Source organism: Novosphingobium sp. FW305-C-30-35, from assembly GCF_058783135.1.
The window spans coordinates 2,188,481-2,213,075 of the sequence record NZ_JBYSYJ010000001.1 but is presented as its reverse complement, the minus strand read 5'-3'; the positions used below and the strand labels follow the sequence as shown (position 1 = coordinate 2,213,075).

The window sequence follows — 24,595 nt, the reverse complement described above, 5'->3', positions numbered from 1 at the left end:
CCTTTCATGGTTGACGCTTGAAGCGCCGGATCGCCGCCTTGCTTAAATCGAGGCTCTTATTTCACGGTTAACACTCAGCCGATATTGGAAGCGCCATGACGGAAAAGGCCATCCTCCCAAAGACGATCCTCGTGGTGTTTGGCACCCGCCCCGAAGCGATCAAGATGTTTCCCGTGGTCCACGCGCTTGCGGCCGATCCGCGCACGCGCGTTGTGACCTGCGTATCGGCGCAGCATCGCGGAATGCTGGATCAGGTGCTGGAGATTGCCGGGATCGTGCCGGAATACGACCTCGATCTGATGAAGCCGGACCAGACGCTCGACGGGCTGACGGCTGCGCTGCTGACGGAACTGGGCAAGGTGATGGATCAGGTGAACCCCGACTGGGTGGTGGTTCAGGGCGACACCGCGACCGCGATGGCCGGCGCCTTGGCCGCCTATTATCGCAAGCTGCCGGTGGCCCATGTCGAGGCGGGGCTGCGCAGCCACAACATCTATCACCCCTGGCCCGAGGAGGTGAACCGCAAGATCATCGGCACGATTGCCAGGCTGCACTTTGCGCCGACCGATGTTTCGGCAGCGGCGCTGCTGGCGGAGAATGTCGATGCCAAGGGCGTACACGTGACCGGCAACACGGTGATCGATGCGCTCCAATGGGTTTCGGCAAAGATCGAGGCCGAACCGGCGCTTGCTTCCGGGCTTGCCGAAATCGAGGCGCGGTTTGCGGGGAAGCGCGTGATCGGGGTGACCAGCCATCGCCGCGAGAACTTTGGCGGGGGGCTGGAGAACATTGCCGAGGCCGTGCGGCAGATTGCTGCGCGCGAGGACGTGGCAGTGGTGTTTCCGGTCCACCCCAATCCCAATGTGCGCAAGGTGATGGACGCGGCGCTCAACGGTCTGCCCAACGTGGCAATGATCGAGCCGCTGGATTACCCGCACTTCGCCCGCCTTCTGTCCGTGGCCGAGATCATGCTGACCGATTCGGGCGGCGTGCAGGAAGAGGCCCCTGCGCTGGGCAAGCCGGTGCTGGTCATGCGCGAGACGACCGAGCGGCCCGAAGGCGTGACTGCCGGGACCGCGAAGCTGGTCGGCACCGACGTGGACACCATCGTTACCGAAATCTTCACCCTGCTCGACGATAAGGCTGTCTATTCGGCCATGGCGCGTGCGCACAACCCGTTCGGGGATGGGCAATCGGCGCGCCGTATCGTGGAGTTGCTGGCGAATGATGGGTGATGTGAAGCCGGACGTCTGTGTTGTCGGGCTCGGCTATATCGGACTTCCAACCGCTGCCATCATAGCCCGCGCAGGGTGCAAGGTGCTCGGCCTCGACGTGTCGCAGCACGTGGTCGACACGATCAATCGCGGCGAGATCCATATCGAGGAAGTCGACCTTGATGGACTCGTCCATGGCGTGGTGCAGCGCGGGCTGCTGCGCGCATCGACGCAGATCGCGCCGTCCGACGTTTTCGTGATCGCGGTGCCGACACCGTTCGAGAAGGACGGACATCACACGCCGGACATTTCCTATGTGCTTGCGGCTGCGACGCAAGTTGCGGCGGTGCTCAAGGCAGGCGACACGGTGATTCTCGAATCGACCTCGCCTGTCGGCACGACCGAGCAGATGCGGGATCTGATGGCGGGGCTGCGGCCCGACCTCAAGTTCCCCGGAAAGACGAAGGAGACGCCCGACGTTTCCATCGCCTATTGCCCGGAGCGCGTGCTGCCGGGACGCATTCTCGAGGAACTGACCAACAACGACCGTTCGATCGGCGGCATCACCCCGCGTTGCGCGCGCAAGGCACTGGCGTTCTACAAGCGCTTCGTGCGCGGGACCTGCGTGACGACCGATGCGCGCTCGGCCGAGATGACCAAGCTGGTCGAGAACGCCTATCGCGACGTGAACATCGCCTTTGCCAACGAGCTTTCGATGGTGGCGGACCGGATGGGGCTGGACGTGTGGGAAGTGATCCGGCTGGCCAACCGCCATCCGCGCGTGAACATCCTGCAGCCCGGCCCTGGCGTGGGCGGGCACTGCATTGCGGTGGACCCATGGTTCATCGTCGCGGGCGCTCCTGATGAAACGCCGCTGATCCGCACCGCGCGCAACGTGAACGATGGCAAGATGCACCATGTCGTCGCCAAGGCCTCGGCGCTGGTCGAGGCGCATCCGGGCGTGAAGGTTGCCTGCCTGGGGCTGGCGTTCAAGGCCAACATCGACGATTTCCGCGAGAGCCCGGCGCGCTATGTGGCGGCGAGCCTGGCACGCAAGTTCGGCAGCCGGATCAACGTGGTGGAGCCCTATGCGGGCCAGTTGCCGCGCGAGTTCGAGGGAACGGGTGCGGTGCAGATCGACCTCGATACCGCGCTGGAGGAGTGCGGCGTGCTGATCGTGCTGGTGGACCACGATGTGTTCAAGGTGGTGCCGCTGGCCGAGCGTTCGGGCAAGGTCGTCTACGATACGCGCGGGATCTGGCCGGATCAGCCGGGGGTTGATGTGGCTGGTGCGGGGTTGCGGCTGGCGAGTTGAGGCCGTCCGCTAATCAATAAAGAAACTCGTCACCCCGGACCTGATCCGGGGTCCCGCTTTTTTCAGTTTCAGCTCGGCCAAGAAGGCAGCGGGACCCCGGGTCAAGCCCGGGGTGACGGTGACGCTCGGTTATTGCCTGGAAACCGCTTTCGGCATCTGCTGGCTGGCGCAGTGGAAGCCGCCGCCGCCTGCGAGGACGGCATCGCCCATCAGGCCGATGGTGGCGCGGTCGGGGAATAGTTCGGCGATAGCGGCGACGCCATCTTCATCGTGGGGCGAGCCGAAGATCGGCACGACCACGAGGTTCGTGGTGATGACGAAGTTCATGTAGCTGGCAGGCTGGATCATGTCGCCCCACTCGATGCGGCCCGGCGACGGAACTTCGACCACGTCCACGCTCGCGGCCTGGGCGCGGGCCTTGGCGTCGGCATAGATCGCCGCGTTTGGGTCGTTCGGGCCGGTAGCGCGGGGGAGCGCAAGGCGGTTCGGGCCGACGAAGCGGGCGAGATTGTCGACGTGGCCGTCGGTGTGGTCGTTGATCAACCCGTCGCCCAGCCAGAGGACGCGGGTGTAGCCGAGATCGCGGTTGAGGCGCATCTCGAGGTCCGCGCGGGTCAGGTGCGGGTTGCGATTGGGGTTGAGGAGGCACTGTTCGGTCGTGGCGACGAGGCCGGTGCCATCGCCATCCAGTGCGCCGCCTTCGAGAATCCAGTCAGCCTTCGAGGATTCGAGGCCGGCCGAAACGGCGAGGTCTGCACCGATCTCCTGATCGCCCGGCATCAGATACTTCTCGCCCCAGCCGTTGAAGCCGAACAGGCGGGCGCTGCGATTGGCCGCTTCATCGAGCACGACGAGCGGGCCGGTATCGCGCAGCCAGACATCGCCATAGGTGCGGCGTTCAAGCTTTACTGCCGCAGAGACCAGCGACTTTGCGCGCATTTCGTTGGCGGCATCGCGCACGACAAGGCGCACTTCCTGGCCGCTGTCGGCGACGGCGCTGGCGAAGGCAGCAATCTGCTCCTGCGCCTTGTCGATCACCCCCGACCATTCCTCGGCGAGGTGCGGGAAGCCGATCCACAGCCAGTCCTGGGGGTGCCATTCGGGGGGCATGGTGAAGTGGGCGGTCATGGCTGTCTGGTCCGGAATCCGAGGAATTGGCCCCGCGCCTTAGAGCAGAAGGCGGGCGTTTTCCATGGCGCTTGATCACGCGCGGCAAGCGGGGCATTCGGGACGGACGATGACCGATTTCCCAAGCGCCCTTGCCCGCGCGCGTGCGCACTCCCCGTTTCTGTCGATGGCGCTTGGCCGCTTGCCTGAGGTCGAGTCCTTGCTGGCGGCAGGGGATACCGAAGGGGCGCTGGCCCGGGCCAAGGCTGCCGGCTCTGGCATCGAGGATGCCGCCGTGGCGCTGCGGCGGGAGCGGATGGCGCTGGCGCTGGTCGTGGCAATCGGCGATCTGGCGGGGGCGTTTCCGCTGGGGCGCGTGGTGGCGGAGCTATCGGACTTTGCCGACCGGTCGCTCGACGCGGCGATTGCGGCGGCGATCCGGCGGCGCGTGCCCGATGCGGACAGCACCGGATTTACCGCCATAGCGCTGGGCAAGCACGGGGCGCAGGAGCTGAACTATTCATCGGACATCGATCCGATCCTGCTTTACGATCCCGATGTCCTGCCGCGCCGCGAGCGCGACGATCCAGCCGATGCGGCGCAGCGCGTGGCGCGGTCGCTGATGGAGATCATGTCTGCGGTGACGGGCGATGGCTATGTCTTCCGGGTGGACTTGCGATTGAGGCCCGCCTCGGAGGTCAGCCCCCTCGCCCTGCCGTTCGAAGCGGCGATCACGCATTACGAATCGAGCGCGCTGGCGTGGGAACGGGCGGCCTATATCCGGGCGCGGGCGGCTTCGGGCGATGTGGCGCGGGGACAGGCCTTCCTCGATACGATCCGGCCCTTCGTGTGGCGGCGCAGCCTCGATTTCGGGGCGATTGCCGAGATCGGGCGGCTGACGACGCGGATCCGCGATCACTATTCGGCAGGGCAGGCGATCGGGCCGGGCTATGACCTGAAGCGCGGGCGCGGCGGGATTCGCGAGGTCGAGTTCTTCGCGCAGACGCACCAGCTGATCCATGGCGGGCGCAATCCCGCGCTGCGGCTCCGGGGTACGCGGGCGAGCCTTGATGCGCTCGCCGAAGCCGGGATCATCGGGGCCGAGGATGCCGCCGTGATGGGCGAGAGCTATGACCGGCTGCGGACGCTGGAGCACCGCTTGCAGATGGTGGCGGACCAGCAGACGCATTCGCTGCCGGGAGATGCGGCCGCGCTCGATGGCGTGGCGCGGCTGGACGGGCTGGCAGATGGCGCGGCGCTGGTGGCGGAACTGACGGCAATCTCCGAGACGGTCGGGCGGCGGTTCGATGCGTTGATCGAGACGTATGCGCCGACGGGCGCGGTGCAAGTGGAGGTGCCCGACCAGTCCGACCCGGTGGTCGATCGCTTTGCCGAGCGGGTGCAGGCCTGGGAGGGCGGGCAGTACCGTTGCCTGCGCTCCGCCGAGGCGCGCGAAGCGTTTGCGCGGATTCGGCCGCAGCTGCTGCGTGCGCTGTGCGAGGCGCCGGACCCGGAGCGGGCACTGCTGCGGTGGGAACACCTGCTGGAGGGATTGCCGAGTGCGATCAACGTGTTCCGCCTGCTGGAGGCGCGGCCGGGATTGCTGGCCGTCGTCATGCGAGTGCTGGCCCACGCACCGACCCTGGCGGACGAGCTGGCGCGACGGTCGGACCTGCTCGACATCCTGATCGACCGGTCGGCGTTCGACCTGCCGGGCAGCGTTGCCGAGATTGCGGCCGAGCTTTCGCGCGGGGAAGCAGGGGACGATTACCAGCGGCTGCTCGATGCAGTGCGCCTGCGCGTGGGCGAGATGCGCTTTGCGCTGGGGGTGCAGCTGGTTGAAGGGCAGCGCGATCCGCTTGAGGTGGCAGCGGCGCTGAGCCGGGTGGCCGAGGCTTCGATCGAGGTGCTGGGCCGTGCGGCCATCGAGGAGTTTCGTGTCAATCACGGTGTGGTGCCGGAGAGCGATCTGGCGATCCTCGGCCTCGGGCGGCTGGGCGGTGCAGCGCTGACGCATGCATCGGACCTTGATCTGGTGTTCCTGTTCAGCGGCGATCATGCGAGCGAATCCGACGGGCGCAGGCCGTTGGGGGCGACGCTGTACTACAACCGGCTGGCGCAGCGGGTGATCGCCGCGCTTTCGGTGCCGACGGCGGCGGGCGCGCTTTACGAGGTGGACACGCGGCTGCGGCCTTCGGGGGCGCAAGGGCCAATCTCCGTAAGCCTCGACAGCTTCGAGAAGTATCAGTGCGAGGATGCCTGGACGTGGGAGCACATGGCACTGTGCCGGGCGCGGGCGATGTTCGGGACCGACGCGGACCGGGCGGCGCTTTCGGCGATCATCGCGCGGGTGCTGGAGCGCCCGCGTAACCCGGAAAAGCTGCGCGCCGATGTGCTGGAAATGCGCAGGACCATGGCTGAGCACAAGCCGGCCAAGGGCCCTCTCGACGTGAAGCTGGCGCGGGGCGGGCTGGTGGACATCGAATTCATGGTCCATTTCCTGCAATTGCGCGACCATCTGGCGCAGACGCCGGATCTTGGCGCGGCGGTGCAGGCGCTCGAAGACCTTGGGCTGCTGCCCGCCGGCATGCGGCAGGCGCATGACCTGCTGGCGCGATTGCTGGTGGTGGTGCGGCTGGTTGCCCCTGATGGCATGTTCCCGCCAGAAGCGAGCCGGGGCATCGTCGCGCGGTCCTGCGGCCTGGAAAGCTGGGACGCGCTGCTGGATGCGGTGCTGGCAGCACGGCATTGCGTGGGCCGTGGCTGGGCGCAGGTGTTCGATATTCAACTGGAGATTGCATGATGAGCGAGCGGATCGGAACGGGCGAGGCATTCCCCGACATCGCGATGACCAAGCCCGATGGCGGCAGCGTGAAGGCTTCGGATTTCGCAGGGCGCAAGCTGGTCGTGTTCTTCTACCCCAAGGACGACACACCGGGCTGCACCACCGAGAACAAGGACTTTTCGGCGCTTCATGGCGAGTTCGAGGCCGCGGGCGTTGCCGTCCTCGGCGTCAGCAAGGACCCGCCGCAGAAGCATGCCAAGTTTGCCGAAAAGCACGCGCTTGTCGCGCCGCTCGCCAGCGATGCCGAGGAAGGCGGGGTTTCCGATGCGCTGGGGATCTGGACCGAGAAGTCGATGTACGGCCGCACCTACATGGGCATGGAGCGCACGACCTATCTTGTCGGCACGGATGGCAAGATTGCGCAGGTGTGGAACAAGGTGAAGGTCAAGGGCCACGCCGAGGAAGTGCTGGCTGCAGCCAAGGCGCTCTGACCGGCAACACGAGCAATGAACGCACCTACCCTCGCCCGCGCCATCCGCGCGGTGATGCTGACGCCTGAGCCGCGTGACAAGGTCATGGCGGCGCGCGACGTGGTGCGCCGCTGGCGTGGCGGTGAGCTGGCGATGGTGTTCGACGTGGCGATGCCTGACTATCCGGCCCGGCCAGACAAGCCGGAGCTGCTGCCGCCCAGTGCCATGCCCAAGCGCGGGCGCGGATCGGCGCACGGAAGGCTCGCCCTGCTTCATGCGCTGGCGCACATCGAATTCGTGGCGATCGACCTGGCGCTGGATGCGGCGGGACGATTCGGTGCGGAGATGGGGCGGCAGTTCGTCGACGACTGGCTGTCGGTCGCAGCGGACGAAGCGATGCATTTTGCGCTGATTTCCCGCCGCTTGCGCACGCTGGGCAGCTTCTATGGAGCGATGCCGGCGCATGACGGATTGTGGGATGCGGCGCGCGAGACCGCGCACGATGTGGCGGCTCGGCTGGCCGTGGTGCCGATGGTGCTGGAAGCACGTGCATTGGATGTGACGCCCGCGACCGTCGAGCGGTTTCTGGCAGGCGGTGACGATCGCTCTGCCCGTATCCTGCAAAGAATCGTTGACGATGAAATTCGCCATGTGCGGTTCGGCACAACACATTTCGCCGCAGTCTGCCAAACGAGGGGCGAATCCCCCGCGGACCTTTGGAAAACCTTGGTCCGGCAGCACTTTCGCGGTGTCGTTAAGCCACCGTTCAACGACTCGGCGCGTCGATCAGCCGGTTTGTCGCGCGAAATGATGGCAGGGGTTGCCTGCCAGTAACCTGCCCCGCATACCCCAATTCACGAGATGGCGGGGGGTTCCGACCAACTCTGAAAAATCCCGGGCGACAGGCCGCACGTCTGTCTGTTGCCGCAAATCGGGTTCGCTCTGGGGGTTTCAGGGCTTGCTGCTTCACGGCCTAACGCCGGAAGCGGAGAGCCGAGAAAAAGGTCGTACGGGTCGTAATGTTGTTCAACACAAACACCTTCAAGACTGTATTCAGCGCCCTTACGGCAGTTGTTGCATTCTCTTCCGCGCCGGCATTCGCAAACAGCGCCGCTTCCGCAGACATCGCCGCCCCGCTTCGCGCTGCCGAAGCCGCCAAGGCAGGCGTCTCGGCCGATCGCGGTGACGAAGAATTCCGCCGCCTCTTCGCCAGCTGGCAGCAGCTCGACAACGGCATCCTGCCTTCCTCGAAGCCGACCACCATCCGCAAGGCATCGGTTTCGATCCCGTCGCTGGCGCCTGTGGCGATGACCCGCCTTTCGAGCGGCTATGGCATGCGCGAACATCCTGTGCTCGGCGGCCGCCGCGCCCACAAGGGCATCGATCTTTCCGCGCCGACCGGCACCCCGATCCGCGCCAGCGCCGATGGCGTCGTGGAAAAGGCTGAATGGTTCGGCGGCTACGGCCTGTTCGTTGGCCTCGACCACGGCGGTGGCATGGAAACCCGTTATGGCCACATGTCGCGCGTGGCGGTTGCCGAAGGGCAGCAGGTCCGCAAGGGCGACATCATCGGCTACGTCGGTTCGACCGGCCGTTCGACCGGCCCTCACCTCCATTATGAAGTCCGCGTTTCGGGCGAAGCTGTGAACCCGCTGCCCTACATGCAGGGCAAGGGCGACGCGCTTTATGCCTCGAACGACAAGGCCGAAGGCCGCGGCGGTCCGGAAGAATAAGGAACAGGGTCGCCAAAGACCCGTTTCATCACGGAGCATCTTGGAGAGGATGCGGAAAAGGGCGCCGGTGACGGCGCCCTTTTCTGTTTGTGCCTCAGGCTTTGCGCAAACTTCGCCTGACGGCGAATGCCCACCCCCAGCCCCTCCCCGCCTGCGGGAGGGGGAGTTCAAGCACCTCTTCAGTCCGGCAGCAGCGTCGCCAAAGCTCTTGCGATGTTGCCGATGGTATAGGGCTTCTGCACCACCGGGCGGGCGCGGTGGACGTCCGGGAACTTTGCCTGCTCGCCATATCCGGTTGCGAACATGAAAGGCACTTCGCGTTCATGCAGGACATCGGCAATCGGGAAGCTGGTGCCGATGCCGAGATTGATGTCGAGCAAGGCGATGGTCGGCCGGGCTGCGTCGATCAGATCGAGGGCGGCGTCGACGGAGCCTGCGGTCACGACAGACTCGGCGCCAAGACGGGAGAGGATATCCTCGGCATCGAGCGCGATGATCAGGCTGTCCTCGACCAGCAGGACGCGCTGACCGGTGAGCAGGTTCTGCGGAGGTTCCTCGACGTGGCCGGGGCCTGACTTGGGAAAATGGATCACGCGCGCTGCACCCGAGGCCTCGGCAACGTGGCGCTTGGGAATGCAGAAGTCAGCCTTGAACCCGCTTTCCTGAAAGCGCACCGCAGCCTCGCCGCCGAGATCGTAGGGCACAGAGCGCTGGATGATCGTGGTGCCGAAGCCCTGCCGCTGCGGTTCGCGCACGGGCGGGCCGCCAACCTCGCGCCATGCGACCAGAAGGTCACCCTTGGCTGAGAAATTCCAGGCGATCGTGACATGACCATCGGGGACCGAGAGGCTGCCGTACTTGCTGGAATTGGTGACGAGTTCGTGAAGGACCAAGGCCATCGTCGAATAGGCGAGCGGATTGAGCATGACCTGCTCGCCCGAACTGCGGATGCGCCTGCTGTCCACCATGAACGTCGCCGCCTCGGCGTCGATGAGGGATTGCAGTGGCGCCGGGCCCCAGTGGTCCTCGGTGATCTGGTTGTGCGCCCTGGCGAGCGCATGGATGCGGCCGTCGATCAGCTTGACGAAGCCCGCCAGCGCCGGATCGCTCGCCTGCGACTGGCGGATGAGGCCACGGATCAGGCCGAGGATGTTGCGGACGCGGTGGTTTAGCTCGGCAATCAGCAGTTCCTGCCGGTCGCTTGCCTGCTGGCGTTCGGCGGTGGCCTCGTCCGACAGGCGCAAAACGACCTCGATCAGAGTGGCGCGCAGGGTTTCGGCTACGCGCAGTTCCGAGGAGGTGAATGGTCTGGACTTGCCCCGGACCAGTTCCTTCCATTCGGCAAAGCTCTCGCGCGGGGACAGTCGCGGGCCGTTGGGGCCGTACTCGACGGGCTTGTGCGGATCTCCTGCCCAGCGGACCGAGCGCACCATCTCCGACCGGAAAAGCACGACGTAATCGCGCGGAGAGCGTGAGATGGGGATGGCAAGCAGGCCCGCGACCTTGTCGGAAAAACGGTAGGTATCCGGAATCAGCGAGCCGATATGATCTGTCGCGTAGACCTTGCCGGCGGCAGTGGTGTTCAGCGCGCGGATGATGCGGCGGAAGTCCTCCGTGGGCGGGCACTGGCCGGAGAAGGCATAACCGCCCGAGAGCCAGACGCCCACGCCGTCCGCCGCAATGGCGTGCGTGAGGATGTCGGCCAGCCAGTCGGGATCGCGCAGCAGCGTTTCATCAGAGGCGACAGCCCCGAGCAGCTGGTCGGAGATATCGCGGGCGCGGCGTTCGAACTCCATCGTATCCTGCCGCTCGCGGCTTTCGAGGCGCATGCAGAACATCTGGGCGAACAGCTCTGCCACCGCGCGGCGTTCGAAGTTGGGGTTGTTGGCCGAATAATGATGGCAGGCGAAAAGGCCCCACAACTTGCCATCGACGATGATGGAGATCGACATCGAGGCATCGACGCCCATGTTCTTGAGATACTCGATGTGGATCGGCGAAACCGAGCGCAACAGCGAGAGCGACATGTCGAGCGGGGCGCCGGTCTCGTCCAGCGCGGGAAGCACCGGCACGGGCGTGGCGTGGACGTCGCCGATCACGCGCAGGACGTTGCGCAAGTAGAGCTGGCGCGCCTGGGCCGGAATATCGCTGGCCGGGTAATGCAGGCCGAGGAACTGGCCGATGCCGGGGCGGCAGGCTTCGGCCACGACTTCGCCCGATCCGTCGGGAGCGAAGCGATAGACCATGACTCGGTCGAACTGGATCAGCGCGCGGATCTGGCGGGCGCCTTCGCGGTAGAACGCGGTCATGTTCTTGCACTGATCGAGCCGCGCAAACATAGAGCGGACCATGCCGGTGACGTCGCCGAGGCTGCCGCGCGAAGGTTCGGCCTCGATGACGATCTGGCCGCCGCTGTAGTGGACGGCGACGTCGAAGTTGCCCTTGCCCGCGACGAGGGGGACATCGAACATGCGTTCGACCGCGTCTTCGTTGCGGAGCATGGTGGTGCGGTTGCGCAGGTCATGCACGGCCTGCGGCAGGAAAACCTCTTCAAGCGAGCGCCCGTAGGTATCGGCAAGCTCCCAGCCGATGAATTCCGGAAGGTTTGCCGAGGCGCGGGCGATCAACCAGTCGGCGGTCAACGCGATGAGGAAGCCGCTGGGCTGAATGGTGCCGATGATGTGGATCGGTTCGCGATCGCAGTTGGTCAGGTCGACCGCGCTGCCAGTGCCCAATGGGTCAGTGCTCAAGGGACGCGAACTCCGGCTTGCGCATGAGCGGCGGCTTCGAAAAGGGCGAACGCCGCGCGGGCAGAGGCAAAGGCTGCCGCCTGGCTTGCGGGAGAGGCGAGTTCGTGATCGATCAGCGCGACCAGCGAGCGCCAGCGCGAGGAGTCCGAGTCCGAAAGGAAGCGGCAGGGCAGATGCGCGGGCACGCGTCGGGCGAGCATCGCTCCGCCGAGGCGCGAGCCTTCGACGACATAGAGAGCCCCCAGCATCTGCGCCGTTGAGCCAAGCTGCGGCGCCTCCAGTGCCCTGGGAGTGCCGAGGCCAAGGTCCGCGAGGTCGGCAAGGACGCGGCTTGCCCGTTGCCGCTGCGGCCAGTCGCAGACGACCTCCTGCACGCCCGCAGCGGTCAGCGCGGCTTCGATCGGGAGCAAGGCCGACGCCTGGGCGAGAAGGAACGCGCGGTAATCGACAGGATCGCCAAGGTCGAACCGGGCAAAGGCGGCGTCGACGCGATCGTGATCCGGGCGGGTGCTTTCGCGAAGGAGCATGCGGGCCGACTGGCCGGAGAATTCAGGAATCGACAACGGCCACCGACCACAAGACTAACGTTAACGACAATGAACGCACCGCGTGGCAAAAGTTTCCTGCGCCGACTTCAAATCCTGTGCAGATCGCCTGATTCCCGGGCTGAGCCGTGAGCAAGCCCCTGAAATCCCGCCACAAAGGGCATACGTCATTCGACGCGTATACCTACACGGCGGAGTCTCCATAGTGCGATCCGAAGCGGGGCCTTTTTCCCGCCGCATGGCATGCAGATCGAGGGTCGGCAGATGGCAGGTGTTCAGGTTAGCAATCGGATCATCGGCGCAGACGCGCCAGTGACAGTCGGTTGGGAAAACGTGCCGAAGGTGGAAGGAGGTCCCTTCAAGCGGGCATTCTTCACCTGGTTCCAGCCGGTCACCTTCTTCGGCTTCCTGCTCTTCTGGTACTATGCGCCGAACGAATGGGCCGTGGCATCGACCGGCATTGCCATCGGCATCGGCTTCAAGGTGCTGCTGCTCGCCCTGGAGTGGGTGAACCCGCGCTTCCGTTCATGGCAGCTGACGTGGAAAGAGCTGGTGACCGACCTGTTCTATGTCGGCCTTGGCTACACAGTGTTGCGCATCGTTGACCAGTTCATCGGTTCGGACGCGGTAATCGGCATGTTGCAGAGCAATTTCGATTTCGGCAAGGTGGCGTGGTTCACCGGGCTGCCGCTGCTGCTGCAGGCGTTCCTGATCTCGTTCGTGTTCGACTTCGGCCAGTACTGGATGCATCGCGGCATGCACAACTGGTATCCGCTGTGGCTGACCCATGCGCCGCACCACTTCATCACCCAGCTCAACATCAACAAGGGCGCGGTGGGCAATCCGGTGGAGCTGTTCCTGATCGGCCTCGGCATCGGCGGCTTCTTCGACTTCCTGCCGCGCGCCTTCCTGATCGCGGGCACGTTCGGCCTGGCGGTGAGCACCTATCAGCACATCAACGTGCGCTTCAACACGCCGCGCTGGTGGCGCTTCCTGTTCAACACGACCGAGCATCACAGCGTGCACCACTCGCTCGATTATGAAGCCACGCGCAGCAACTATTCGGGCACGTGGATCATCATCGACCGGATGTTCGGCACCTGCGTCGACGGCGAGGCCGAAGTGCTGGGCATGGAAGGCGGCCGCCGCATGCATATCCGCGAGGTGATGCACTATCCGTTCAGCGAGGCATGGAAGACGCTGCGGGCGAAGTTCGGCGGTGGACTCGGTGGCGCGCATACGGCGGTTCCGGCGGAATGAGCGGTCTGGCTGCGACATCGCCCTGGACGCAACCGATGACGCCTGAAAAGCCGCGCTCGGCCAAGCGCCTGATCGATTGGATCTGGACGGTGCGAGATGAAGTGCCTGTACCCGATGGGCTGGGCGCGGATGAAGCACTGGCGCGGGTTTCGCCGGCGTTCGAAAGCGATGGCTACAGCGTTCAGCCGACGGGCGAAGGCCTTGCCTATGCCAACCCCTCCCCCGCCGCGCAGGACACGCTGGCCACGTTCGAAAAGGGTGCGCTGCGGGTGGAGGAAACGGCGACGGGGCGCGTGCTGCGCTATCGCCTGACCAGCCGCTTCATGCTGTTCTGCTTCCTGCTGCCGTTCGTGTTCATCGGCTTTGGCCAGCTGACGCTCGCCGTGGGCGCCTACCAGAAGGCGCAGGCCGAGGCGAAGGAGAAGGCCGATGGGGCGAAGAAGGACGAGAAGAAGAAGGACGAGCCGGTCCTGACCCTGCACCCGATCGACAAATTCCTTGGCGCACCCGCCCCGGAAAAGCCCAAGGACGGCGAAGGCGGCAGCCGCAAGCGCAAGCCTTCGGCAACGGCAGCCTATGTGTTCTCGGGGATATTCGCGTTTCTCTATCTGGTCGGGCGGTTCCTGGAGCCGTGGCTGGTGCGGCGGATGTTTAGGCGGAGGCTGGCGGGGGAGGGTTAGGGGCGACTTCCGCTACCGGATAGCACCGCATCTAGGCTGGAGGGCGCAACTGCGTGGTTTGCGGAAATTATTCGTCCGCTGAACGCGCTCCATAGCAATAGCCTCCACGGCTCTCCCAAACACCTCCCGCGTCATAGCAAGAATCACTGTCAACGTAGCCGCGAACCCAGAAACCAAAGCAGGAACCGATGAGTCCACAAAGGAGTGCCAAGAGTATCGTTCTCCGCTTCATGAAGCCGTTGTGATCTAATGCGCTAATGACCGCAATGGCGTCGTGACCTGACCGGCAGCTTTTGGTCGCTAATGTCCGAAAGCGGCCATTCGCCGCCAACCTCGACCAATGGCAGCTATCGGTTTTCCAGCCTTGCTGTACTATCGGCGGGAATGGGGTGGTTTGGCGAATGGCGGCCTTACCGGTGGTCAGGCTTCTGCACGCACTGTAAAACCATGTCATGATGTATGTTTCTGCCGTAACTCCCTTCGCCCATAAATCTGAATCGGCTGATGTGACTGTCACAGATAGGCAGTATCACTGCCGCGCTTTCAGTTATCCATGTCACGCAGTCGAAGGCGAAGTTGTCACAGAGCCATTGCAACTCTTCGATGAGGCCATCTGCCTGATGTTCGAGGACGCGGAACCTCGGATAGAAAGCACCGGAGACGTAGGTTTTCGGCATTTCGGAGTTGCGAAAGTTTTGGATGTCGAAAACGACTTGTTGTCTGTTGGCGAGTTGATCTTCCAAGTCGGAGAATTACCGCGCGGGCTGGCTGTCGGCGACGCAGTGGAGTTGGAGTGCGTGCGTATCGACCTTCGCTAGGAGAGTGTTCGAAGGGCAGGCCTTCGAAATGTCCGCAATGGCGTGGCAAGCGGAATGACGGTTTTCGGTCCAGCAGCTCTCAATAGCCGCCGTTTGACTAAGCAAGCTGCGTCCTAACCCTTCACCCACCGCGCAGCGAAAAAGCCATCGATGCCGCCTTGTTCTCCCAGCATACCGGGATCGGAGCGGAAGTGGCCGTTGGCGGGGGTGAGGCCATCAGGCAGTCCGGCCTCGGTGACCGGCGCGGGGGTCAGCTTGTCGAAGGCCAGCGCCTGCAACTCGCCTTCCTTGCGTTCCAGCGAGCAGACCGCGTAGACCAGCGTGCCGCCGGGGGCGAGCCAGGTGGCGGCGCGTTCGAGCATGGCGGATTGCAGGGCGGTCAGTTCGGCGAGGTTGGCGTGGCGGTGGAGGACGTCGGGGTGGCGGCGGCAGGTGCCGGTGGCGCTGCAGGGGGCGTCGAGCAGGATGGCGTCGAACGGGTGTTCGGGCTGCCAGTTCAGGGCATCGGCAACGACGACTTGCGCCGTGAGGCCGCTGCGCTTGAGGTTTTCGGCGAGGCGTTCGGTGCGGCGTGCGGACTTGTCGAGCGCGGTGACCTGCCACCCGGCGGCGGCGAGTTGCAGGGTCTTGCCGCCCGGCGCGGCGCAGAGATCGAGGGCGCGACGGCCCTTTCCTTCGCCCAACAGGCGCGCGGGCACGCTTGCGGCGAGGTCCTGCACCCACCATGCGCCTTCGCGGAAGCCTTCGAGCGCTTCGATGGCACCGGCGCGGGCGAGGCGGACGTGGCCGGGGGCGAGCGACTGGCCGCCCAGGCGTTCGGCCCAGTGCGCGGTCTGTGCCGGATCACGCAAGGTCAGGTCGAGCGGCGGCGGTTCGGCGAGGCCCTGGGCGATCGCGCCGAGGCGCTCGGGCCATGCGACTTGCCAGCGGGCGGCGACGGCAGGGGGAAGCGTGGGTGCTTCGGGCAGCTTGGCGCCGCTCTTGGTGACGGCGGAGAACACGCCGTGCGCAAGCCGACGCGGGCCGCCCATGAGCAGCGGCAACCCGGTGGCGACGATGGCGTGGCCGGGCAGGTTCAGGCGCAGCGCCTGCGCCAGCATCAGGCGCAGGACCGAGCGGGCCTTGGCATCCTCGGGCAGAGGCTGCTTGGTCGCGCCATCGATCAGCGCATCGAGATCGGCCATCCAGCGCAGCGATTCCTGCGCAATGGCAAGGGCAAGCGCGCGGTCATCAGCGCGTTCGATCGCGCGCAGGATCGGCGGCGCTGCCTGATCGAGCGGATCGCCCCGGTGCAGCACGGCATCAAGCATGCGCAGCGCGGCGCGGCGGGCGGGAACGCCGGGGACTTCATCGGCAGGAGTGGAGCGGGCCATCAGGGGAGCCTATCGGCGCTTGTGCCCCAATATGCAATTGCAGTTCGGCTTGGGAAGCCCCATCTGCGCAGGCATGGAAAAGCCCACTCCCCGTGCGACGAAGCGCCCCGCGGACTTCACTCCGCCCGCGCACTGGACCAATGACCCCGCCCCTGCCCCCAAGGCAATGGAGCGCGGTGATGATCCCGATGGCCTTGATCCCACACGCTTCGGCGACTGGGAAAAGAACGGGATCGCGATCGATTTCTGAAATTGCAGGCGTGTTTACCCCTGCTCGTCCCCCTTGCATTCGCCCTTGTGCTTTGAGGTGAGAGCCATCTGCATGACCATGGCCTTGCCGTTGGGGGCAGTGCCGTTCATGTCCATGGTCATGTCGTAAGTATCGGGGCTGTAGGTTCCGGCGAGGGTCATCTTTGCCATGTTGCCGGCATCCTCGCCCGTGCCCTTGCAGGTCATGGTGGCGTCGATCTTGCCGTTTCCCATGGTGAACGTGTCGTACTTGCAGTCCTCGCCCTGCTGGCCGAAGAACTTGCCGTCGGGCTTTTCGGCCTCTTCCTTGGTCAGGCAGGAGGCGAAGGTCCTGGTCTCGCCGAGCATCTTCTGCATCATGGCCTTGGCCTCGGGCGGCATGTCTTCCACCTCGAACTTCTTGAACTGCATGGTCAATTCCCAGCGGCCGGGATTGAGCTTCATGCCCGCATCGGCCACGGACTTGGCCACCTCGGCAGTGCTGGCGTTCTTCTTGTCGACGGTGCCGGCATCGTTGCAGGCGGCAAGCAGGGCAAGCGGGATCAGGGCAATTGCAGCACGCATCGGGTCTCGTCCTCTCTCGTTCCGGCACGCAGGCTAACACTCCGCCGAAAAAGCGCCAGTGCGTCGCGTCACCCTGCCAGAGACTCTTCCGGGCACGGTTGTATGGGCGCGGTTTGTTCCCCATATTCGGGCGATGGCCGAACTCGTTATTCGCAGGGGACTCGAAGAGCCCGACACCTCGGGCACTTTTGTGCCGCACAAGCCGCAGCGCCCCGACAAGGTGGAAGGCGGCAAGCGTTTCAAGGTAGTGTCCGACTACCAGCCTGCCGGCGACCAGCCCACCGCGATTGCAGACCTTGTCGCTGCCGCGCGCGATGGCGACCAGACGCAGGTGCTGCTTGGCGTCACCGGTTCGGGCAAGACCTTCACCATGGCCAAGGTCATCGAGGAACTGCAGCGCCCCGCCCTGATCCTGGCGCCCAACAAGATCCTCGCCGCGCAGCTCTATGGCGAGATGAAGAGCTTCTTCCCGGAAAACGCGGTCGAGTACTTCGTCTCATACTACGACTATTACCAGCCCGAGGCCTACGTGCCCCGGTCGGACACCTATATCGAGAAGGAAAGCTCGACCAACGAGGCGATTGACCGGATGCGCCATTCGGCCACGCGGTCCTTGCTTGAACGCGATGACGTGATCATCGTGGCTTCGGTTTCGTGCATCTACGGCATCGGCTCGGTCGAGACGTACTCGGCGATGATCTTCGACCTGAAGGTCGGGCAGACGGTCGACAGCGGCGAGATCATCCGCAAGCTGGTGGCACTGCAGTACAAGCGCAACGATGCCGGCTTTGCGCGCGGCAACTTCCGTGTGCGCGGCGACAATCTCGAGATCTTTCCCTCGCACTATGACGATACCGCGTGGCGGATCAGCTTCTTCGGCGACGAGGTGGAGGAGATCGTCGAGTTTGATCCGCTGACCGGGAAGAGCGGCGCGAAGCTGAACAACGTGCGCGTCTATGCCAATTCGCACTACGTGACGCCCGGACCGACGATGCAGCAGGCGGCGCAGGCTATCCGCTTCGAACTGACCGAGCGACTCAAGGAGCTGATCGAGGAAGGCAAGCTGCTTGAAGCGCAGCGGCTGGAACAGCGGACCAACTTCGATCTGGAGATGATCGCTGCCACCGGTTCGTGTGCAGGGATCGAGAACTACAGCCGCTTTCTGACCGGCCGCCTGCCAGGCGAGCCTCCGCCGACGCTGTTCGAATACCTGCCCGACAACTGCCTGCTGTTCCTCGATGAAAGCCACCAGACCGTGCCGCAGATCGGCGCGATGGCGCGCGGGGACCACCGTCGCAAGCTGACGCTGGCGGAGTATGGTTTCCGCCTGCCCAGTTGCATCGACAACCGGCCCTTGCGCTTCAACGAGTGGGACGCGATGCGCCCGCAGACGATCGCGGTTTCGGCCACGCCAGCGCAATGGGAAATGGAGCAGGCAGGCGGCGTGTTTGCCGAGCAGGTCATCCGCCCCACTGGCCTGATCGACCCGCCAGTGCTGATCCGCCCGGTCGAGGACCAGGTGCAGGACTGCATCAACGAGTGCAAGCTGACCGCCCAGCAAGGCTATCGCACGCTCGTCACCACCCTGACCAAGCGCATGGCCGAGGACCTGACCGAGTTCATGCACGAGGCAGGGCTGAAAGTCCGCTACATGCACTCCGACGTGGAGACGCTGGAGCGCATCGAGCTGATCCGCGACTTGCGGCTGGGCGTCTATGACGTGCTCGTGGGCATCAACCTGCTGCGCGAGGGCCTGGATATTCCCGAATGCGGCCTCGTCTGCATTCTCGATGCCGACAAGGAAGGCTTCCTGCGCAGCGAAACCTCTCTGATCCAGACCATCGGCCGCGCCGCGCGCAACGTGGATGGCCGGGTGATCCTGTATGCCGACCGCATGACCGGCAGCATGGAGCGCGCGATCGCCGAAACCGACCGCCGCCGCGCCAAGCAGCAGGCCTATAACGAAGAACACGGCATCACCCCGCAGACGATCAAGCGCAATATCCACGATATCGTTGCCGACACGGCAAGCCGCGATGGCGTGCTGGTCGACATTGACGCCGACGGCGCCAACAACCTCGTCGGCCACAACCTGCGCGGCTACATCGAGGAACTGGAGAAGAAGATGCGGGCCGCGGCGGCGGATCTGGAGTTCGAACTGGCTGGACGCCTGCGCGACGAGATCAGGCAGTTGGAAGCGTCGGAGCTTGGCCTGCCGGAGGGTGAGCGCAAGGCACCGATTGTCGGGCGGAGCAACGAGGGCAAACCGGGGACGCGCAAGACGCGGTACGGGAAGAGTCAGAAGACGAAGTGGGGGAAGTGAGAGCACGCGCCCCCGTGATGTCGCCTGCCTCCAAAATGGTCAAAAGTGAGACCCGACCTTAACAATGCAATGGGCTAGGCATTCTCTCGAAGGAGATGGCCTTGACTCAATCCGTTGACCCGCGAGCAAATGTCCCCTATAAAGGACAGGCCTTTCAGCTGTCGGAAACGCCCGACTTCTCGGATTGGCTCGGCTCCTTGCGGGACCGGCGAGCGCGGGCAAGGATCGTGGTTCGTCTCGAACGCTAGGCAGACGGGAATTTTGGTGACAGCAAGTCCTTGAAGGGCGGCGTTCACGAACTTCGCGTCGACTATGGACCGGGCTACCGGGTGTATTTCTTCCAGCGGGGCAAAGAGCTTGTCATTCTGCTTTGCGGAGGCGACAAGCGCACGCAGGATGCCGACATTGCCCATGCAAGGCGGCTGAAGGAAGAGATCGAGCGCACCAATGGAGCTATCCCGCCAACTACCTTGAGACAGAGGAGGACATCCTTCTCTACCTTGAGGCCGCGATGGAAGGGAACGACCCCAAGCATATCGCCGCGGCGTTGGGCAACATTGCTCGCTCAAAGGGCATGAGCGAAATAGCCCGGAAAACCGGACTGGGACGTCAAGCCCTCTACAAATCTCTTTCGGAAGACGGTAACCCCACGCTTGAAACTCTTGTGGCGGTGCTGTCGGTGCTTGGGCTTGAATTAACCGTCCAGAAGCGGGCCGCCTGATACTGTCGTGAAAAATCTGATCGTAGCCATTGCCGCCCTCGCCCTTGCTGCTTGCTCGAAATCGCCCGCGATGCCCGCGCGTGAGGGGGCGCCGGATGGTGCGGTGCGCATGGCCATGCCTGAGGGCGAGGCCTTGCCGGGGGTGCGTGATGGAGATTCGCAAGCGTCGTGGGCTGCGGGTTCGGATGGGCTTTCGGTGCGCTATGGGCATCCCGGGGAGACGCCGTTGGTATCAGTTTCCTGCCGCGAAGGCGTGCTGACCGTGACGCGCCATGCTGCCGCACCAGTGGGGGCGCAGGCGCTGTTCGCGCTGGTCGGGAGCGATGGGATCATGCGGCTGCCCGTGGATGCGACATCGGTGCCGGGGCAGCGCGGCTATATCTGGCAGGGGACGATCTCGGCCGACGACAGCCGGACCAAGGTGCTTGGCGGGTCCTACAACGGCACGCTGCCGGGGGCGGGGATGATCAAGGTTGCGGCCGGAGCGCCGGTGCGCGATCTTGTCATGAAGTGCCGCCGCTCTGCGCCGGTTGCCGCACCGGAGCCTGTCGCTCCGGCGCAGATCGCCGAATAGGTCAGACCTTGCCGAACCTGGCTTCGTAGGCGGCGGTATCGCCGCTGGCGAGAAGCTTGGCCTGCTCCACCCAGTTATCGCGCGTGGCGCGGCCGGCGAAAGTGCCAAGCTGGGCGTCGATCTTCGCGATGTCCTCATCTGTCCACGCTGCGATCTGGGCATAGCTGGTGACGCCAAGCGAGGCGAGCAGGGCCTTGAGCTTGGGGCCAACGCCCTTGATGCGGCCGAGGTCATCGCCGCCCTGCGGCGTAGGGGCAGGAGCAGAAACAGACGCCGCCTCGACCACTTCCTCGGCAGCAGCAGCCGCGACGACTTCGCCGATCCCGGCCATGGTGCCAACGCCCGGAGGCGGCGTCACGAGAGCAGCAGCGCTTGGCGCATCGATCAGGGCCATGTTGCGGGCGGCCTTTTCGGCGCCATCCGAGAGGACGTCGGTGTATTCGCGCCGCTTTGGGGCTGGCCTGGCGCGACCCCACACCCACCACACCACGAACGCGACGAGAAGAACGATGCCCGCCAGCAGAATCTGGTTGGCTTCGAGCGATTGCAGCATCTGCATGACCCCTTACGCGAAAATCTCAGCGACGATCTCAGGCCGGTTGCTGCTTGCGGAACAGCACGCGGTCCTCGGGCCCGAACGCGCGGACCCACAACATGTAGCAGTAAATACCGAGAATTGCCGGAATTCCAACGGCCAGTTCAGCCCATTCGGGTGCCCAGGTCATTGCCACACCGACCGCAATGGCCGGAACGATCGCCCAGGCGAGGCCCCAGCGCCAGTTGCTGATCGAATGGCCGAGAATACGGGTCAGCACCCGCGACTTGACCGCCGAAGAGAGGCCAAGCGAGATCGCCAGAGCCAGCGAAGCGGCAGCGGCGACGTACATCGGCCCCGGCGTCACCTGCTCGGCGACGAGAATCAAGACGATGGTCAGCACCGCTTGCAGCGCAATCGTGGCCAAGCTGATCCACAGGTTGCGCATGCGCGCGAGGTAGACCAGCGCCGCTTCGCTCACCACGGCCTTGGACGCGACCACTTCTGCTACCAGCAGGAACACCAGCGCCGCCGTGCCAGAAACGAAGGCCGGACCGCCCAGCCCCATCAGCCCCTCGCCCGGAATGCCCAATGCCAGTGCGATGCCGATCTGCGCCGCGCCGATCCAGAAGCCGACCTGGCAGACCTGCTTGGCAATTGCCGCGTAGTCCTTGTCCTTGACACTGCGCGTGATGACCGGGCCGAGCACCGGTTCGAAGCTGGTCTTGAGCTTTTGCGGCAGCGAGGCGATCTGCTGTGCGAAGTAATAGATGCCGACCGGCGCCTCGCCCACGAAAAAGCGCAGGATGAATACGTCGAGCTTGCGCGTGCCCCATTCCACGGCGTCCGCCCCGGCAAGCGGGATGTTGCGGCGAGCGATCTGCCACAGCGGGCCGGGACGCGGCTTCCACGCGCGCGGCAAGCCGTAAGTGCGCAGCAGGACGAAGACGGCAACGCCGGTCGCTGCCCAGACCGAGGCGAGATAGGCAAGGCTGAGGCCGGAACTCGGCCAGATGAAGTAGAACGCACCTGCCGCGATGGAGATCGTCCACGGCTCGACCACGGAACGGGCGCGAACCGTGGTTGCCACGTCAAAGCGGTAGGCCAGCGCCGCAAGCGCAAGATCGCCAAGCGCGAGGCCGGGAATCGAGAGTACCAGCAGACGGTCGGCCAACGTGAAGTTGCCGCTGGGGTACATCGATTGCGGGAACAGGTAGATAAGCGCTCCCATGCCGAGCGCCAGCGACATTGCCAGCAGCACCGCATCGCCCACCACGTTGGCGGGGTGCTCGTCATTCTCGGCAAGGCGCTGGGCGAGGCCGCGTTTCTGGCCCAATGTCGCCAGCATCCCGGCGAATTCGACCATCACCAGGGCCGAGGCGAAACGCCCCATGGCGGGCGCCCCGTAAAGGCGGCTGGCAATGAAGAGGAACGGGATGCGCGCGAGCAGACGCAGCAGGAAGCCAAGGAAATTCGTCCGCCCGCCCTTGGCCAGCGCGGCGATATCCTGTTGCGGGGCCCTGGCTTCAGACAAGGACTGTTTCCGCCTTGAGCGGGCGCGACAGCAATCCTGCGACCACGTCCCGCGCCGGGGCTGCACCCTCGAGGAGCGTCACCACCGCCTCGACGATGGGCATGGAAATGCCGCGGCTGCGGGCGATATCGGCGAGGACCGGCGCGGTAAAGGCACCCTCGGCCACCGAGTTCCTTGCGCCGAGCACATCGGTTGCGCTGGCTCCCTCGCCCAGCGCCTTGCCCAGCGAAAAGTTGCGGCTGGAAGTGGACGAGCAGGTCAGAACGAGGTCTCCCAGACCGGAAAGACCCGAAAGGGTTTCCGCCCGCGCACCCAAGGCGAGGCCAAAGCGCTGCATCTCGGCAAAGCCGCGGCTGATCAGCGCCGCACGGGCGTTCTGACCGAGGCCGAGGCCATCGACCACGCCGCAGGCAATGGCGAGGACGTTCTTCACCGCGCCGCCGATTTCGGCGCCTGCCACGTCGTCGGAATAATAGGGCCGGAAGGTCGGGCGGGCGATCACCGGCGAAAGCCGCTGCCATTGCGTTTCGCCGCCCTCACAGGCGAGCGTGACGGCAGTGGGCAGTCCTGCTGCCACCTCGTGCGCAAAGGTCGGGCCTGACAGGACAGCAATCTCGGCACCCGATGCCGCATCACGGGCAACCTCGGCCATGAGGCGGCCGGTGCCCGCTTCGATGCCCTTCGAGCAGAGCACGACGTCGCCGTCCTTTCTGCCCATCGCACCGAGCACACCGGCCAAGAACTGCGCTGGCGTAACCATCAGCAAAACCGGCAGTGCTGCCATCTCGCCAAGGTCGCTCGTCGCGCGGATCGCAGGCGCGAGCTGCGCCGAGGGCAGGAACAGGCTGTTCGTGCGCTTGGCATTGATCTCATCGACCAGTTCCGCCTCGCGCGCCCAAAGCAGGACTTCGCGGCCATCGCTTGCCAGCATCTGGGCGAGCGCGGTGCCCCATGCGCCTGCGCCTACGACACCTATACCAGCGGTCATGCCTTCACCCCTGCGCCGCGCACCGGGGCGGCATTGTCGTCGAGCGGCCAGCGCGGGCGCGCGGCCACGTCGAGCGGGTCGGTATATCCCAGAGCGAAGCGCTCAGCGCCAGCCCAGCCGATCATGGCGGCATTGTCTGTACACAGTTTCGGTGGCGGGGCGACCAGCGGGAGGCCGTGTTCGGCGGCAAGCGCTTCGAGCGCGGCGCGCAGGGCGGCATTGGCGGCGACTCCACCTGCCACGACCAGCGCGGTCATCCCCGACGAGGCAGTGCCAAGAGCGATCCGCGTCCGGTCCTCCACGCAATCGAGCGCGGCCTGCTGGAACGAGGCGGCGATGTCGGCATCGGCGTGGATGCCGGCATCCTTGGCCCGCATCACTGCGCTCTTGAGCCCGGCGAACGAGAAGTGCGGCTCACCGCTGCCGACAAGGGGGCGCGGCAGGGCCACGGCCTTGGGGTTGCCCTCACGCGCCAGCCGCTCGACCGCAGGGCCACCGGGATAGCCAAGCCCGAGGATCTTCGCGGTCTTGTCGAAAGCTTCGCCCAGTGCATCGTCGATGGTGGTGGCAAGGCGGCGATACTGGCCAACGCCTGCCACTTCGAGGATCTGGCAGTGCCCGCCCGAAACCAGCAGCAGCAGATAAGGGTATTGCAGAGCGGGATCGGCAAGGCGCGGCGACAGCGCGTGGCCTTCAAGGTGATTCACTGCCACCAGCGGCTTGTCGGCCGCCATGGCCAGTGCCTTTGCGGTGACCAGCCCAACCATGACGCCGCCGATCAGGCCGGGGCCTGCGGTTGCCGCGATCGCATCGACATCGTTCAGCGTCATGCCCGCATCGGCGAGCACTGCCTCGACCATCGGCCCCAGCACTTCAACGTGTGCGCGAGCGGCGATCTCGGGGACGACACCGCCGTAAGGGCGGTGCGCTTCGTCTTGCGAAGCAATGCGTTGCGCGACGATGCGCGCGGCCAGCGTCGTGCCATTGCCGTCGATCACCGCGGCGGCGGTTTCATCGCAACTGGATTCTATGCCAAGGATCAGGGCCATCTGGCGCT

22 protein-coding genes and 1 pseudogene are annotated in these 24,595 nt (G+C 65.1%); 14 read left to right on the top strand and 9 right to left on the bottom strand.

The genetic code is table 11. The features are described 5' to 3' along the window. Window positions 1-95 precede the first annotated feature (95 nt). Entirely contained in the window at window positions 96-1,235 is a 1,140-nt protein-coding gene (wecB, locus tag AC3WLM_RS10890; RefSeq protein ID WP_492477366.1) for a non-hydrolyzing UDP-N-acetylglucosamine 2-epimerase, read from the top strand. Beyond that, complete coding sequence (gene wecC / locus AC3WLM_RS10885; RefSeq protein WP_492477365.1) at window positions 1,225-2,529, top strand: UDP-N-acetyl-D-mannosamine dehydrogenase; 1,305 nt, start codon at window positions 1,225-1,227, stop codon at window positions 2,527-2,529. Before wecB ends, wecC begins: the two co-directional genes overlap by 11 nt. Window positions 2,530-2,658: 129 nt before the next feature. On the opposite strand, the gene AC3WLM_RS10880 is transcribed toward wecC, so the two are convergent. Then, window positions 2,659-3,657 (bottom strand): agmatine deiminase family protein, encoded by a 999-nt coding sequence (locus AC3WLM_RS10880; protein ID WP_492477364.1) that lies wholly within the window; start codon window positions 3,655-3,657, stop codon window positions 2,659-2,661. 109 nt (window positions 3,658-3,766) lie between these two features. Here AC3WLM_RS10880 and glnE point away from each other — a divergent pair, with 109 nt between their 5' ends. From glnE to AC3WLM_RS10860, 4 genes are all read left to right on the top strand, one after another. Continuing rightward, window positions 3,767-6,439 (top strand): bifunctional [glutamate--ammonia ligase]-adenylyl-L-tyrosine phosphorylase/[glutamate--ammonia-ligase] adenylyltransferase, encoded by a 2,673-nt coding sequence (gene glnE, locus AC3WLM_RS10875; RefSeq protein ID WP_039336233.1) that lies wholly within the window; start codon window positions 3,767-3,769, stop codon window positions 6,437-6,439. Beyond that, on the top strand, window positions 6,439-6,912 hold the full coding sequence (locus AC3WLM_RS10870) for a peroxiredoxin (protein ID WP_062345892.1): 474 nt from the start codon (window positions 6,439-6,441) through the stop codon (window positions 6,910-6,912). Before glnE ends, AC3WLM_RS10870 begins: the two co-directional genes overlap by 1 nt. Before the next feature lie 15 nt (window positions 6,913-6,927). Continuing rightward, window positions 6,928-7,725 (top strand): ferritin-like domain-containing protein, encoded by a 798-nt coding sequence (locus tag AC3WLM_RS10865; RefSeq protein WP_492477363.1) that lies wholly within the window; start codon window positions 6,928-6,930, stop codon window positions 7,723-7,725. 185 nt (window positions 7,726-7,910) lie between these two features. Next, complete coding sequence (locus tag AC3WLM_RS10860) at window positions 7,911-8,624, top strand: M23 family metallopeptidase (protein WP_039336239.1); 714 nt, start codon at window positions 7,911-7,913, stop codon at window positions 8,622-8,624. 179 nt (window positions 8,625-8,803) lie between these two features. Here the strand turns inward: AC3WLM_RS10860 and AC3WLM_RS10855 are convergent, their stop codons facing one another. Both AC3WLM_RS10855 and AC3WLM_RS10850 read right to left on the bottom strand, forming a co-directional pair. Further along, on the bottom strand, window positions 8,804-11,374 hold the full coding sequence (locus tag AC3WLM_RS10855) for an HWE histidine kinase domain-containing protein (RefSeq protein WP_492477362.1): 2,571 nt from the start codon (window positions 11,372-11,374) through the stop codon (window positions 8,804-8,806). Beyond that, window positions 11,371-11,901, bottom strand: coding sequence for a biliverdin-producing heme oxygenase (locus tag AC3WLM_RS10850; RefSeq protein ID WP_492477361.1), 531 nt, complete (start codon window positions 11,899-11,901; stop codon window positions 11,371-11,373). The genes AC3WLM_RS10855 and AC3WLM_RS10850 overlap by 4 nt, the downstream gene beginning before the upstream one ends. 282 nt (window positions 11,902-12,183) lie before the next feature. Between AC3WLM_RS10850 and AC3WLM_RS10845 the strand changes: the two genes are divergently transcribed. The 3 genes from AC3WLM_RS10845 (at window position 12,184) to AC3WLM_RS10835 (ending at window position 14,677) form a co-directional block, all read left to right on the top strand. Then, window positions 12,184-13,179, top strand: coding sequence for a sterol desaturase family protein (locus AC3WLM_RS10845; protein WP_492478118.1), 996 nt, complete (start codon window positions 12,184-12,186; stop codon window positions 13,177-13,179). Between the two features lie 35 nt (window positions 13,180-13,214). After that, the gene (locus tag AC3WLM_RS10840) at window positions 13,215-13,859 is read left to right on the top strand and encodes a hypothetical protein (protein ID WP_492477360.1); all 645 of its coding nucleotides are present in this window, start codon (window positions 13,215-13,217) and stop codon (window positions 13,857-13,859) included. Between the two features lie 452 nt (window positions 13,860-14,311). Next, the gene (locus tag AC3WLM_RS10835; RefSeq protein WP_492477359.1) at window positions 14,312-14,677 is read left to right on the top strand and encodes a hypothetical protein; all 366 of its coding nucleotides are present in this window, start codon (window positions 14,312-14,314) and stop codon (window positions 14,675-14,677) included. Between the two features lie 113 nt (window positions 14,678-14,790). On the opposite strand, the gene AC3WLM_RS10830 is transcribed toward AC3WLM_RS10835, so the two are convergent. Then, the gene (locus AC3WLM_RS10830; RefSeq protein ID WP_492477358.1) at window positions 14,791-16,050 is read right to left on the bottom strand and encodes an RsmB/NOP family class I SAM-dependent RNA methyltransferase; all 1,260 of its coding nucleotides are present in this window, start codon (window positions 16,048-16,050) and stop codon (window positions 14,791-14,793) included. Window positions 16,051-16,123: 73 nt separating this feature from the next. Between AC3WLM_RS10830 and AC3WLM_RS10825 the strand changes: the two genes are divergently transcribed. Next, a complete protein-coding gene (locus AC3WLM_RS10825; protein ID WP_082013427.1) occupies window positions 16,124-16,300 on the top strand; it encodes a DUF1674 domain-containing protein in 177 nt (58 codons plus the stop codon). A 14-nt stretch (window positions 16,301-16,314) separates the two neighbouring features. On the opposite strand, the gene AC3WLM_RS10820 is transcribed toward AC3WLM_RS10825, so the two are convergent. Then, window positions 16,315-16,863, bottom strand: a complete 549-nt coding sequence (locus tag AC3WLM_RS10820) for a DUF3617 domain-containing protein (RefSeq protein WP_427467647.1) — start codon at window positions 16,861-16,863, stop codon at window positions 16,315-16,317. 133 nt (window positions 16,864-16,996) lie between these two features. Between AC3WLM_RS10820 and uvrB the strand changes: the two genes are divergently transcribed. The 4 genes and pseudogenes from uvrB to AC3WLM_RS10800 all read left to right on the top strand — a co-directional run bounded on the left by uvrB (window position 16,997) and on the right by AC3WLM_RS10800 (window position 20,481). Next, window positions 16,997-19,186, top strand: a complete 2,190-nt coding sequence (gene uvrB, locus AC3WLM_RS10815) for an excinuclease ABC subunit UvrB (protein WP_492477357.1) — start codon at window positions 16,997-16,999, stop codon at window positions 19,184-19,186. A gap of 263 nt (window positions 19,187-19,449) precedes the next feature. Beyond that, a pseudogene (locus AC3WLM_RS10810) lies at window positions 19,450-19,608 on the top strand (type II toxin-antitoxin system RelE/ParE family toxin); the annotation flags it as partial. Beyond that, window positions 19,557-19,907, top strand: coding sequence for an addiction module antidote protein (locus AC3WLM_RS10805; protein ID WP_492477356.1), 351 nt, complete (start codon window positions 19,557-19,559; stop codon window positions 19,905-19,907). The pseudogene AC3WLM_RS10810 and the gene AC3WLM_RS10805, both read left to right, overlap by 52 nt. A 7-nt stretch (window positions 19,908-19,914) precedes the next feature. Beyond that, a complete protein-coding gene (locus AC3WLM_RS10800; RefSeq protein ID WP_052242573.1) occupies window positions 19,915-20,481 on the top strand; it encodes a hypothetical protein in 567 nt (188 codons plus the stop codon). A gap of 1 nt (window position 20,482) precedes the next feature. Here AC3WLM_RS10800 and AC3WLM_RS10795 read toward each other — a convergent pair whose 3' ends face one another. From AC3WLM_RS10795 to tsaD, 4 genes are read right to left on the bottom strand one after another with little or no spacing between them, the layout of a single operon-like run. Further along, window positions 20,483-21,040: a helix-hairpin-helix domain-containing protein gene (locus tag AC3WLM_RS10795; protein ID WP_492477355.1), complete on the bottom strand. Its 558-nt coding sequence runs from the start codon at window positions 21,038-21,040 to the stop codon at window positions 20,483-20,485. 31 nt (window positions 21,041-21,071) lie between these two features. Next, window positions 21,072-22,550 (bottom strand): lipopolysaccharide biosynthesis protein, encoded by a 1,479-nt coding sequence (locus AC3WLM_RS10790; protein ID WP_062344830.1) that lies wholly within the window; start codon window positions 22,548-22,550, stop codon window positions 21,072-21,074. After that, window positions 22,543-23,538, bottom strand: coding sequence for an NAD(P)H-dependent glycerol-3-phosphate dehydrogenase (locus AC3WLM_RS10785; RefSeq protein ID WP_062344828.1), 996 nt, complete (start codon window positions 23,536-23,538; stop codon window positions 22,543-22,545). Before AC3WLM_RS10785 ends, AC3WLM_RS10790 begins: the two co-directional genes overlap by 8 nt. Then, complete coding sequence (gene tsaD, locus AC3WLM_RS10780; protein ID WP_492477354.1) at window positions 23,535-24,587, bottom strand: tRNA (adenosine(37)-N6)-threonylcarbamoyltransferase complex transferase subunit TsaD; 1,053 nt, start codon at window positions 24,585-24,587, stop codon at window positions 23,535-23,537. Before tsaD ends, AC3WLM_RS10785 begins: the two co-directional genes overlap by 4 nt. Window positions 24,588-24,595 lie beyond the last annotated feature (8 nt).

Excerpts from the sequence above, each read along its gene's own strand:
- wecB (WP_492477366.1), top strand. The coding sequence starts at position 96 with ATGACGGAAAAGGCCATCCTCCCAAAGACGATCCTCGTGGTGTTTGGC.
- wecC (WP_492477365.1), top strand. The coding sequence starts at position 1,225 with ATGATGGGTGATGTGAAGCCGGACGTCTGTGTTGTCGGGCTCGGCTAT.
- AC3WLM_RS10880 (WP_492477364.1), bottom strand. The coding sequence starts at position 3,657 with ATGACCGCCCACTTCACCATGCCCCCCGAATGGCACCCCCAGGACTGG.
- glnE (WP_039336233.1), top strand. The coding sequence starts at position 3,767 with ATGACCGATTTCCCAAGCGCCCTTGCCCGCGCGCGTGCGCACTCCCCG.
- AC3WLM_RS10870 (WP_062345892.1), top strand. The coding sequence starts at position 6,439 with ATGAGCGAGCGGATCGGAACGGGCGAGGCATTCCCCGACATCGCGATG.
- AC3WLM_RS10865 (WP_492477363.1), top strand. The coding sequence starts at position 6,928 with ATGAACGCACCTACCCTCGCCCGCGCCATCCGCGCGGTGATGCTGACG.
- AC3WLM_RS10860 (WP_039336239.1), top strand. The coding sequence starts at position 7,911 with ATGTTGTTCAACACAAACACCTTCAAGACTGTATTCAGCGCCCTTACG.
- AC3WLM_RS10850 (WP_492477361.1), bottom strand. The coding sequence starts at position 11,901 with ATGCTCCTTCGCGAAAGCACCCGCCCGGATCACGATCGCGTCGACGCC.
- AC3WLM_RS10845 (WP_492478118.1), top strand. The coding sequence starts at position 12,184 with ATGGCAGGTGTTCAGGTTAGCAATCGGATCATCGGCGCAGACGCGCCA.
- AC3WLM_RS10840 (WP_492477360.1), top strand. The coding sequence starts at position 13,215 with ATGACGCCTGAAAAGCCGCGCTCGGCCAAGCGCCTGATCGATTGGATC.
- AC3WLM_RS10835 (WP_492477359.1), top strand. The coding sequence starts at position 14,312 with ATGATGTATGTTTCTGCCGTAACTCCCTTCGCCCATAAATCTGAATCG.
- AC3WLM_RS10830 (WP_492477358.1), bottom strand. The coding sequence starts at position 16,050 with ATGGCCCGCTCCACTCCTGCCGATGAAGTCCCCGGCGTTCCCGCCCGC.
- AC3WLM_RS10825 (WP_082013427.1), top strand. The coding sequence starts at position 16,124 with ATGGAAAAGCCCACTCCCCGTGCGACGAAGCGCCCCGCGGACTTCACT.
- AC3WLM_RS10820 (WP_427467647.1), bottom strand. The coding sequence starts at position 16,863 with ATGCGTGCTGCAATTGCCCTGATCCCGCTTGCCCTGCTTGCCGCCTGC.
- uvrB (WP_492477357.1), top strand. The coding sequence starts at position 16,997 with ATGGCCGAACTCGTTATTCGCAGGGGACTCGAAGAGCCCGACACCTCG.
- AC3WLM_RS10795 (WP_492477355.1), bottom strand. The coding sequence starts at position 21,040 with ATGCAGATGCTGCAATCGCTCGAAGCCAACCAGATTCTGCTGGCGGGC.
- AC3WLM_RS10785 (WP_062344828.1), bottom strand. The coding sequence starts at position 23,538 with ATGACCGCTGGTATAGGTGTCGTAGGCGCAGGCGCATGGGGCACCGCG.
- tsaD (WP_492477354.1), bottom strand. The coding sequence starts at position 24,587 with ATGGCCCTGATCCTTGGCATAGAATCCAGTTGCGATGAAACCGCCGCC.